This window comes from Cellulomonas septica (assembly GCF_012396155.1).
Classification (GTDB): Bacteria; Actinomycetota; Actinomycetes; order Actinomycetales; family Cellulomonadaceae; genus Cellulomonas; species Cellulomonas septica.
Window position 1 is genome coordinate 1 of the sequence record NZ_JAAXOY010000044.1, and the last position, 10786, is coordinate 10786.

Here is a 10786-nt window from a genome sequence, read left to right on the forward strand (position 1 = left end):
CTCGACGAGCTCGTCACGCAGCGTGTCGAGCAGGGCCGCGAGCCGCACCACCTGCGGGTCGGTCGACCGCGTGGGGACGTCGAGCGCCGGGACGAGCGTGGGGACGGAGGTGGACGTGTCGGGCACGCTCTCGACCTTAGCCCGCAGGGCCCGGACCGGCCCCGGCGTCCACGGCAGGCCCGCCGCGGGCGTCAGAGCAGGTCGTCGCGGCCGCGCTCGCGCCAGCCGTCGACGGCCGACTTCACGGACTGCGCGTGCGCGCGCGTGGTGACGAGCACCGCGTCGGGGGTGTCGACGACGACCGCGTCCGGCAGGCCGACGACCGTCACGGTGCGCCCCGCGGCCGCGACGACGAGCGCGTCGGGGGCGTCGACGCGCAGCACGGTCGTGGCGTCACCGAGCGTCGGGTCCGCGAGGAGGCCCCCGAGGGACGCGAAGTCGCCGATGTCGTCCCACGTGAAGTCGCCGGGCACGACGGCCACGCCGCCCGCGGCGGCCACGGGCTCGGCGATCGCGTGGTCGATCGCGATCTTCGTCAGGGTCGGCCACACCCGGCTGAGCACCTCGTCGCGGTCCGGCCCGTCCCAGGCGCGGGCGATCTCGACGAGCCCGTCGGCCAGCGCGGGCAGCTGCGTCGCGAGGTGGTCGAGCAGCACGCGCGCCCGCACGACGAACATGCCCGCGTTCCAGCGGTACTCCCCCGTCGCCAGGTAGGCCGTCGCGGTCTCCTCGTCGGGCTTCTCGGTGAAGCCGCGCACGTGGTGGACGGTCGGCGCGTCGGCGAGGCCCAGCGGCTCGCCCGACCGGACGTACCCGAACGCCGTCGACGGCCCGGTCGCACGGATGCCGACCGTCACGACGTAGCCCGCGCGCGCCGCGACGACGCCCTCGCGCACCGCGCGCTCGAACGCCTCGGTGCCGCTGATGACGTGGTCGGCCGCGAACGACCCGAGCACGACGTCCTCGCCGTGCCGCTCGAGCAGCACGGCCGCCGCGAGCCCGATCGCGGCCATCGAGTCGCGCGGCGACGGCTCGGCGAGCAGCCGGTCGCCGTCGACGCCGCCGACGAGCGTCGGCACCTGGGCGGCCACGGCGTCCGCGTGCCGGTGACCCGTCACGACCAGCACGCCGTCGTCGCCCACGAGCGGGACGAGGCGGTCGACCGTCGCCTGCAGCAGCGTGCGGCCCGACCCCGTGAGGTCGTGCAGGAACTTCGGGTGCCCCGCGCGCGACAGCGGCCACAGCCGCGTGCCCGCGCCGCCGGCGGGGACGACCGCGTGGAAGCCCGGGATCGGACCCTGCGCGGGCACGGGCGAGGACGTGGACGCGGTCGACATGGCGCCCAGGCTAGCGGCGCTGGTCACCGGGCCGGCGGCGTGTGGAGTTGCTCACAAACGGGCGTCCGCGCGGGACCAAGGGCCCAGCCCGGCGGGGAGTGAGGGAGACGTGTCTATACAGTGAGACCGACAGGCACGGCGGGGTCAGGGACGTTCCCGCCGTGGCTCACCCCTGACTCGCCAGGAGGCCCCCCAGTGCCCGCAGCGCCTGCCAAAGCGCCGGCTGGAACGCTCTACCGAGGGCGCGAAGGCATGTGGTCGTGGGTCGCGCACCGCGTGACCGGCGTCGCCATCTTCTTCTTCCTGCTCGTGCACGTGCTCGACACGTCGCTCGTGCGGGTGTCGCCCGAGGCGTACAACGAGGTCATCGCCACCTACAAGAACCCGGTCATGGGTCTGGGTGAGGCGGGGCTCGTCGCCGCGATCGTGTTCCACGCCTTCAACGGCATCCGGATCATCCTGGTCGACTTCTGGTCCAAGGGCACCAAGTACCAGCGCGTGATGCTCTGGGTCGTGCTCGGCCTGTTCGTCGTGACGATGGCCGGCTTCCTGCCCCGTCACCTCATGCACGTCTTCGGAGGTGAGTGATGAGCCTCGTCGCCGACCCCAAGGCCCCGCGTCCGCCCAAGGCGGGCCCCGGCCGTCGCACCACGCGCGGCAACACCGAGCTCTACGGCTGGGTCTTCATGCGCGCGTCGGGCGTCCTGCTCGTCGTGCTGATCTTCGGGCACCTGTTCGTCAACCTGGTCGCCGGTGAGGGCGTCACGGCGATCGACTTCGGGTTCGTCGCCGGCAAGTGGGCGTCGCCGTTCTGGCAGGTCTGGGACCTGCTCATGCTGTGGCTCGCGATGATCCACGGCACCAACGGCATGCGGACGATCATCAACGACTACGCCGAGAAGGACACGACGCGCCTGGTCCTCAAGGGCCTCCTGTACTTCGCGTTCGTCCTCGTCGTCGTGCTCGGGACGCTGGTCATCTTCACGTTCGACCCCTGCCCGACGGGCAGCCCGGCGGACCTGCTCCCCTCGTTCTGCACGGCCTGACGCCGACGTCGGACCACCCCCACCCCCAGCTCGCCAGCAGGAAGGCATCGCCACCGATGCAGACCCACCAGTACGACGTCGTCATCGTCGGCGCGGGCGGCGCCGGCATGCGCGCGGCCCTCGAGTCGTCGACGCGCGTGCGGACCGCCGTCATCTCCAAGCTCTACCCGACGCGCTCCCACACGGGTGCCGCGCAGGGCGGCATGTGCGCCGCGCTCGCGAACGTCGAGGAGGACAACTGGGAGTGGCACACGTTCGACACCGTCAAGGGCGGTGACTACCTCGTCGACCAGGACGCCGCCGAGGTCATGGCCAAGGAGGCCATCGACGCGGTCCTCGACCTGGAGAAGATGGGCCTGCCGTTCAACCGGACGCCCGAGGGCAAGATCGACCAGCGCCGGTTCGGCGGCCACACCCGCAACCACGGCGAGGCGGCCGTCCGCCGGTCCTGCTACGCCGCGGACCGCACGGGCCACATGATCCTGCAGACGCTCTACCAGCAGTGCGTGAAGAACGACGTCGAGTTCTTCAACGAGTTCTACGTGCTCGACCTGCTCGTCGACCACGACCTCGCGGCGGGCCACGTGCCCGACGGCGAGGAGGTCAACGTCTCGGGCGTCGTCGCGTACGAGCTCGCGACCGGCGAGATCCACGTCTTCCGCGCCAAGTCCGTCGTCCTCGCGACCGGCGGTGCCGGCAAGATCTTCAAGACCACCTCGAACGCGCACACGCTCACCGGCGACGGCATGGCGCTCGCGTACCGCCGCGGCATCCCGCTCGAGGACATGGAGTTCTTCCAGTTCCACCCGACGGGCCTCGCGGGCCTCGGCATCCTGCTGTCGGAGGCCGCGCGCGGCGAGGGCGGGATCCTGCGCAACGCGCAGGGCGAGCGGTTCATGGAGCGGTACGCGCCCACCATCAAGGACCTCGCTCCGCGCGACATCGTCGCCCGGTCCATGGCCAACGAGGTCCGCGAGGGCCGCGGCGCGGGTCCCAACAAGGACTACGTGCTGCTCGACCTCACGCACCTCGAGCCCGCGCACATCGACGCGAAGCTCCCCGACATCACCGAGTTCGCGCGCACCTACCTGGGCGTCGAGCCGTACACCGAGCCCGTGCCCGTCTACCCGACCGCGCACTACGCGATGGGCGGCGTCCCGACGAACATCGAGGGCGAGGTCCTGCGCAACGCGACCGACGTCATCCGCGGCCTGTACGCCGCGGGCGAGGTCGCGTGCGTCTCGGTGCACGGCTCGAACCGTCTCGGCACCAACTCGCTGCTCGACATCAACGTCTTCGGCAAGCGCGCCGGCATCAGCGCCGCGCAGTACGCCGTCGGCGCGCAGTGGGTCGAGATCCCCGAGGACCCCGCCGCGACCGTCGAGGCCGAGCTCGAGACCATCCGCACCCGCGGCGACGGCGAGCGCGTGGCCGACATCCGCCGCGCGCTGCAGGAGACGATGGACGCCAACGCCCAGGTGTTCCGCACCGAGGAGTCGCTCGAGCAGGCGCTGTCCGACCTCCGGGCGCTGCGCAAGCGGTTCGCGTCCGTGAGCGTCCAGGACAAGAGCCGCACGTTCAACACCGACCTCCTCGAGGCCGTCGAGCTGGGCTTCCTGCTCGACATCGCCGAGACCGTCGTCGTCGGCGCGCTCAACCGCAAGGAGTCGCGCGGCGGGCACTTCCGGGAGGACTACCCGGACCGCGACGACAAGGGCTACATGCAGCACACGATGGCGTACCGCCGGCCGCTGGCCGCGAAGGGCCACCGCCTGTGGGGCAGCGACTCGGACGGCGACCGCAAGGGGTCGTTCGCGCACACGACGGTCTTCGACGACTACCAGGTGGTGCTCGGGTCCAAGCCCGTCACCGTCACCCGCTACCAGCCGATGGAGCGCAAGTACTGATGACTGCCACGCTCGACGCCACCCCCGAGGTCGGGGCCGTGCCCTCGTTCGAGGTCACGCTCAAGGTCATGCGCTACCTGCCGTCCGACGACGGCGCCACGCCGGTCCCCCACTGGGACGAGTTCCGCGTGCAGGCGCACGGCACCGACCGCGTGCTCGACGCCCTGCACAAGGTCAAGTGGGAGCAGGACGGCTCGCTCACGTTCCGCCGCTCGTGCGCGCACGGCGTGTGCGGCTCCGACGCGATGCGCATCAACGGCCGCAACCGCCTCGCCTGCAAGACGCTGCTCAAGGACCTCGACCCGTCCAAGCCGATCACCGTCGAGCCCATCAAGGGCCTGCCGGTCGTCAAGGACCTCGTCGTCGACATGGAGCCGTTCTTCGCGTCCTACCGCGAGATCATGCCGTTCCTCATCACGACCGGGACCGAGCCGACCAAGGAGCGCCGCCAGTCCGCCGAGCAGCGCGAGCGGTTCGACGACACCACCAAGTGCATCCTCTGCGCCGCGTGCACGTCGTCCTGCCCGGTGTTCTGGACCGACGGCCAGTACTTCGGCCCCGCCGCGATCGTCAACGCGCACCGCTTCATCTTCGACAGCCGTGACGAGGGCGGCGCGCAGCGCCTCGAGATCCTCAACGACAAGGAGGGCGTGTGGCGCTGCCGCACGACCTTCAACTGCACCGAGGCGTGCCCGCGCGGCATCGAGATCACCAAGGCGATCCAGGAAGTGAAGCGCGCGATGATCACGCGCGCCTTCTGATCCTGCGCACCACCACGGCGCGGGAAGGCGAGCGAAGCGCGCGATGACCACGCGCGCCTTCTGACCTTCTCCCGCTCCTCGCGAGGCCGTCCCGTCGTCGGGGCGGCCTCGCGGCGTCACCGGGACCTCCGGCCCCTCGACCGGCCCGGGACACGGTGCTTGGCTGGGCGCATGAACGCCGAGTGGCACGACGCCCACGTGCTGGGCCAGGGTGCGCCGATGGACGACCGCGTCGCGTGGCACCTCGCGCACACGCAGGCGTGCGGGTGCCGCGACATCCCGCGCACGGTCCGCGAGGAGCTCGAGCGGCGCGGCGTCGAGGCCCCGGAGCGCGCGGCGCGCTGACGGGCCCGTCCCGTACGGTGTCGGTCGTGCTCACGCCCGACGCCTTCGACGCTCCCGACGCCCACGCCGACGCGGTCGAGGTCCCGCTCGAGGGCGGCAACGTCGGCGGTGCGGTGCGCGTCGGCGACACCGTCCGCCGCCCGACCGGCCCGTGGACCCCCGCCGTGCACGAGCTGCTCGACTTCCTCGCGACGACGGACCTGCCGCACGTCCCGCGCGTCCTCGGCACCGACGACCAGGGCCGCGAGGTCCTCAGCTACCTGCCGGGCCGGGTCGTGCCGATCGGCGTCGAGCCGCTCACCGACGGCCAGGTGCGGTCGGCCATGCGCTGGCTGCGGCACTTCCACGACGTCGTGGCGGGCTTCCCGCGCGACAGCCGCCGGTGGCGGTTCGTCGAGCGCGCGCTCGAACCCGGCGAGATCGCGTGCCACCACGACACCGCGATGTACAACATGGCCTTCGACGGCGACGACCTCGCGGGCGTCTTCGACTGGGACGTCGCCGGTCCGGGACGCCCGATCGACGACCTCGCGATCTTCGCGTGGAACGGACCGCTCCTGTTCCCCGACGGCGACCCCGCCGCCGCCGCGCACGGGCTGCGCGTCATGGCCGACGCGTACGGCGACGTCGACCCGGCCGCGATCCTCGACCACGTGACCGTCCGCATGACCGACGCGTCTGACCGGATCGAGGAGGGTCAGCGCCGCGGCGACCCCGGGATGCTGCGCCTCGGTGAGATCGGCGAGCCGGCGTCGACACGCGCCCGGATCACCACGCTGCACCTCCACGCGCCCGCGATCCGCGCGCTGCTCTGAGCGCGCCCGTCCACGTCGCGCGCCGTTCGCGTCGGCCCGTGTCCGGGCGGGTCCGGCCGCGCGCCGCCGTCGCCGAGGCCCCGGAGCCCTCGACCGTCGCGTGCGTCAGTCCGTGCCCACCGGGCTGTCGACGTCCTCGGGCTTCTCCTGCGGCGGGTCCGCGGTCCACGCGGCGGCGAGCAGGACGATGCGCGCGAGCAGGTTGATCCAGATCAGCAGCGTCACGATGACGGCGAACGACGCGAGCACCGGGTTGCGCGTCGCGCTGCCGGCGACGACGGACGTGCCGAGCAGCCGGACGACGCCGATGCCGACGGCGGCGATCACCGCGCCCCAGAAGAGGTCCTTGAAGGCCGGCCGCTGCCCCGCCAGGAACCACACGATCAGCATGAACATCGCGGCGTCGACGACGAACGACACGAGCGCCGCCGCCACGGTGCCGGAGGTGTCCGGCCACCCGACCAGCGTCGTGAGCCAGTCGGACGCCGCGGTCGCCGCGGTCGTGAGCACGGCGGACACGAGGACCGCGAGGGCGATCCCGACGAAACCGCCGAGCTCGCGCAGCTTCGAGAACACCGCGTTGTCGCCCGTGACACGCCCGAACATCGCGCGTACCCCCGTGCGCAGCGCCGCGGTCGCGGAGATCGCGCTCAGCACGAGGACGACGAGGGCCACGATGCCCGCGACGGTCAGCGCGGGGTTCAGCACGAGCGAGTCGGGGTCGATGAGCCCCTTGTTCGTCCCCGTGTCGATGAGCCCGGGCAGCGTGTCGTCGATCGCCGCGAGCACCTGCTGACGGAGGTCGTCGTTGTCGCCGAGCACCGCCATGAAGATCGTGTAGCCGATGGTGAGCCCGGCGAAGACCGAGAACAGCGCGGCGTAGGCGATCCCGCCGGTCAGCAACCCGCCGCCGGCGGCGCCGAAGCGGGCGTTCGCGCGCGCGGGACGCGTCTGCTGCCACCACGCGAGGACCGCCTTGGCGCGCTCGACGAGCGACGGGCGCGTGCGGGGCAGCGACGCGTCCTCGGTCCGCTGCGCGCGGGCCTGTGCGGCCCCCGAGCCGGCCGCCGGGCGGGTCACGTCCGTCGGCTCGCTCGTCATGCCTCGACCCTAGGTCGGTCGCACCGCTCCGGCATCCGCGTCGTCCGACGTCAGCAGCCCGACGGGCGCGGACCCGAGGTCGAGGGCGAAGTCCCGGACGGGACGCCACACGCCGTCGTCGCCGTGCAGGTAGCTGTGGAACTCCGTGACCACGAACGCGGCCTCGAAGTCCGCGAGCCCGGCCGCGGCCGCGTCGAGGCGGTCGTCGGGCACCTCGTGCGCGACGGTGACGTGCGGGTGGTAGTCGAACCGGAGCTCCTGGTCGAGCACGCCGGTCCGGACCGAGCGCTCGAGCGCGGCGCAGCCCTCCGCGCCGTCGGCGAGCTCGACGAAGACCACGGGCGACACCGGCCGGAACGTCGCCGTCCCGCGCAGCCGCACGACGAACGGCGTGTGCCGCGCCGCGGCCTTCGTCAGGTGCTCCTCGACCTCGGCCATCTCCTCGGGCTCGACGACCGTCGGCCCGAGCAGCGTGATGTGCGGCGGGATGAAGTCGGCGAGCGGGTCGCCGTAGCGGGACCGCGCGGCGCGCAGCTCGCTGCCCCACGGCTCGGGGACCGTGACGGCGACCCCGATGCGGAGCTGGTCGCCGGTGCGTTCCGGCAGCCTCATGCCCCGATCCCCACCCCGGCGTCGACCTCGTCGCGGACGACCCGGCGCGACCCGCGACGACGCAGCAGGCCGAACCGGTCGTAGAGGCGCTCGAGCGTCGGGGCCGCGATCTCCTGCGCCCGGTCGGCACCGTCGGCGAGCACCGCGTCGAGCGACGCCGGGTCCGCGAGGTAGCCGTGCACGCGCTCCTGGAAGGGCGTGAGGAACGCCAGCACGACCTCGGCGACGTCCTTCTTGAGGTCGCCGTAGCCCTTGCCCTCGTACTCCGCGACGAGCGCGTCGACCGGCCGGCCCGCGAGCGCCGAGTAGATCGTCAGCAGGTTGGAGATGCCGGGCTTCGCCGCCGGGTCGAAGCGGATCTCGCGCTCCGTGTCCGTCACGGCCGACTTGATGCGCTTCGCGATGACCTTCGGGTCGTCGAGCAGCTCGATGAGGCCGTTCGGGCTCTCGGCCGACTTGCTCATCTTCGACGTCGGGTCCTGCAGGTCGTAGATCTTCGCGGTCGCCTTCACGATGTGCGGCTCCGGCACGACGACCGTGTCCTTGCCGAACCGGTGGTTGAGCCGCTGCGCCAGGTCGCGGGACAGCTCGAGGTGCTGGCGCTGGTCCTCGCCGACGGGCACGAGGTTCGTGTCGTACAGCAGGATGTCCGCCGCCATGAGCACGGGGTACGTGAACAGCCCGACGGTCGTGCCCTCGGTCCCCTGCTTGCTCGACTTGTCCTTGAACTGCGTCATCCGCCCGGCCTCGCCGAAGCCGGTCTGGCACGACAGCAGCCACGCGAGCTCCGCGTGCTCGGGGACGTGCGACTGCACGAAGAGGATCGACCGGGCCGGGTCGACGCCCGCGGCGAGGAACTGCGCCGCCGTGCGCCGCGTCCGGTCCCGCAGGACCGCCGGGTCCGGGTTGACGGTCAGGGCGTGCAGGTCGACGACGCAGTAGATCGCGTCGTGGTCGTCCTGCAGCGCGACCCACTGCGTGAGGGCGCCCAGGTAGTTGCCGAGCTGGAGCGAGTCGGACGTCGGCTGCATCCCGGAGAAGATGCGCGAGCGGTGCGTGGCCATGCGGACCCTCAGTCCATTCTGTCGGTGCGCCGTGCCCGCCCGGGAGCGGGACGACGGGGTGCGTGCGGGGGGTGCGTCTGCGCGGGCGGCGGGACCGGTGAGGCGGGACCTCGACCGGCCACGTCGGCGACCGCGCGCCGACGCGCTACGTCAGGTGGCTTCGTCGTCGAACGGTGCGCTCCGCCATCGCTCGCCCGGGTCGCCCGCGACCTTGACCCCGCCACCCTTCGAGGCAGCGGCCGCCGCAGCAGCGCCGCCGGCGGTCGCCGCGGCGGCACGGGCCGTCGGCGAGGTTCCAGCGGGAGGGCGTCCGGACGTCGGCGGCAGGTCGTCGAGCAGGGCCTCGCGCACGATCCGGCGCGGGTCGTACTTGCGCGGGTCGAGCGCCGCCCAGTCGACGTCGCGGGCCTCCTCGCCGAGCTCCTCGTCGACGCGCGCCTTGGCGTCGGCGGCGAACCGGCGTGCGCGCCGGACCCACTGGCCCAGCTGCTCCGCGTACCTCGGCAGGCGCTCGGGGCCGATCACGAAGGCCGCGACGAGGAAGAGCACGAGCAGCTCCCCGCCGTTGATTCCGAACACCGGGTCAGGGTACCCCGCGCGGACCGCCGGCAGGCCCCCGTCGGCGGCCCGCCCGGAGGCGTCTCAGCGGGCGTCGGCCTCGTCGAGCCGGACGCGCACGTCGCGCTCGTCGGAGCCCGTCCGCACGCGCAGGACGACCGTCTCCCCCGGGGTCCGCGCACGGATCGCGACGATCAGCTCGTCGGGGTCCGTGACGGGCCGTCCGTCGATCGCGAGGATCACGTCGCCGCGCCGGATGCCCGAGCGCTCCGCGGGCCCGTCCGGCGACACGGCGGGCGTCCCGTCGCGGTCCTCGGTGGACACCTGCACGCCCTCGCCCACGTACCGCTGGTCCAGCAGCACGCCGATGATCGGGTACGTCGCCCGGCCCGTCTCGATGAGCTGCTCGGCCGTGCGGCGCACCTGCTCCGACGGGATCGCGAAGCCCAGGCCGATGCTGCCGCCCGACGTCGACGGCGTGCCCGGCGGCTGCGCGATCGCCGAGTTGACGCCGATCACCTCGCCCTTGGCGTTGACGAGCGGGCCGCCCGAGTTCCCCGGGTTGATCGCCGCGTCCGTCTGGATCGCGTTGATGAACGCCGTGTCCTCCTCGTCGCCCGCCGACACCGGCCGGTTGAGCGCGCTGACGATGCCCGTCGTGACCGTGCCGGCCAGGCCCAGCGGCGCGCCGATCGCGACCACCGGGTCGCCCACGACGACCGCGTCCGAGTCGCCCAGGAGCAGCGGCGTCAGCCCGGTCACGTCGACCTTGAGCACCGCGAGGTCGTACTCCGACGTCCGCCCGACGACCGTCGCGCTCTCCTCGCTGCCGTCGGCGAACGTCACGGTCATCGACGTCGCCGCGTCCGCGGCCTCGGCGACGACGTGGTTGTTCGTCACGAGGTAGCCGTCCGCGCGCAGCACGAAGCCCGAGCCCGTCGCGGTGCCCTGCGGCCCGTCGACCTCGATCGACACGACGCTCGGCAGGACCGTCGCCGCGATGCCCGCGACCGACTCGGGCGCGCGGGCGACGTCCGCCGCACCCGGCACCGTCGTGGGCAGGCCCGCGTCCGCGAGGTGGTCGTCCTCGCCGAGCCGCGCGCCGAGCAGTCCGCCCAGCACGCCCGCGACGAGCGCGAGCACCACGAGCGGCACGACCCACACGACCGAGAGCGTCCGCCGGCGACGACGCGGGGCGGCGACGACCTGCGGGGTCCCCGCGTGCCCGCCGTCGTCGCCC

12 protein-coding genes are annotated in these 10786 nt (G+C 73.1%); 6 read left to right on the top strand and 6 right to left on the bottom strand.

Annotated elements, in window-relative coordinates; translation table 11 throughout:
- Positions 1-191: 191 nt before the first annotated feature.
- Positions 192-1337, bottom strand: coding sequence for a mannose-1-phosphate guanylyltransferase (locus tag HGA02_RS03570; RefSeq protein WP_168677653.1), 1146 nt, complete (start codon positions 1335-1337; stop codon positions 192-194).
- A 195-nt stretch (positions 1338-1532) separates the two neighbouring features.
- Here HGA02_RS03570 and sdhC point away from each other — a divergent pair, with 195 nt between their 5' ends.
- The 6 genes from sdhC (at position 1533) to HGA02_RS03600 (ending at position 6211) form a co-directional block, all read left to right on the top strand.
- Positions 1533-1925 carry a succinate dehydrogenase, cytochrome b556 subunit gene (gene sdhC, locus HGA02_RS03575; RefSeq protein ID WP_168677655.1) on the top strand — a complete coding sequence of 131 codons (393 nt, stop codon included), beginning with the start codon at positions 1533-1535 and terminating at the stop codon, positions 1923-1925.
- The gene (gene sdhD, locus HGA02_RS03580; RefSeq protein ID WP_168677657.1) at positions 1925-2383 is read left to right on the top strand and encodes a succinate dehydrogenase, hydrophobic membrane anchor protein; all 459 of its coding nucleotides are present in this window, start codon (positions 1925-1927) and stop codon (positions 2381-2383) included. Before sdhC ends, sdhD begins: the two co-directional genes overlap by 1 nt.
- 56 nt (positions 2384-2439) lie before the next feature.
- Positions 2440-4290, top strand: a complete 1851-nt coding sequence (gene sdhA, locus HGA02_RS03585) for a succinate dehydrogenase flavoprotein subunit (RefSeq protein WP_168677659.1) — start codon at positions 2440-2442, stop codon at positions 4288-4290.
- On the top strand, positions 4290-5051 hold the full coding sequence (locus HGA02_RS03590; protein ID WP_124343722.1) for a succinate dehydrogenase iron-sulfur subunit: 762 nt from the start codon (positions 4290-4292) through the stop codon (positions 5049-5051). The genes sdhA and HGA02_RS03590 overlap by 1 nt, the downstream gene beginning before the upstream one ends.
- A gap of 171 nt (positions 5052-5222) precedes the next feature.
- The gene (locus HGA02_RS03595; RefSeq protein WP_168677661.1) at positions 5223-5396 is read left to right on the top strand and encodes a hypothetical protein; all 174 of its coding nucleotides are present in this window, start codon (positions 5223-5225) and stop codon (positions 5394-5396) included.
- A gap of 26 nt (positions 5397-5422) precedes the next feature.
- Positions 5423-6211, top strand: coding sequence for a phosphotransferase (locus HGA02_RS03600; RefSeq protein WP_168677664.1), 789 nt, complete (start codon positions 5423-5425; stop codon positions 6209-6211).
- A gap of 105 nt (positions 6212-6316) precedes the next feature.
- Here HGA02_RS03600 and HGA02_RS03605 read toward each other — a convergent pair whose 3' ends face one another.
- The 5 genes from HGA02_RS03605 to HGA02_RS03625 form a co-directional block, all read right to left on the bottom strand.
- The gene (locus tag HGA02_RS03605; protein WP_168677666.1) at positions 6317-7312 is read right to left on the bottom strand and encodes a YihY/virulence factor BrkB family protein; all 996 of its coding nucleotides are present in this window, start codon (positions 7310-7312) and stop codon (positions 6317-6319) included.
- A gap of 9 nt (positions 7313-7321) precedes the next feature.
- A complete protein-coding gene (locus tag HGA02_RS03610) occupies positions 7322-7924 on the bottom strand; it encodes a 2'-5' RNA ligase family protein (protein WP_168677668.1) in 603 nt (200 codons plus the stop codon).
- A complete protein-coding gene (trpS, locus tag HGA02_RS03615) occupies positions 7921-8988 on the bottom strand; it encodes a tryptophan--tRNA ligase (RefSeq protein WP_124343718.1) in 1068 nt (355 codons plus the stop codon). Before trpS ends, HGA02_RS03610 begins: the two co-directional genes overlap by 4 nt.
- A gap of 150 nt (positions 8989-9138) precedes the next feature.
- Positions 9139-9567 carry a twin-arginine translocase TatA/TatE family subunit gene (locus tag HGA02_RS03620; protein ID WP_168677670.1) on the bottom strand — a complete coding sequence of 143 codons (429 nt, stop codon included), beginning with the start codon at positions 9565-9567 and terminating at the stop codon, positions 9139-9141.
- Between the two features lie 63 nt (positions 9568-9630).
- On the bottom strand, positions 9631-10786 hold a 1156-nt coding region (locus tag HGA02_RS03625; RefSeq protein WP_168677672.1), incomplete at its 5' end, for a S1C family serine protease.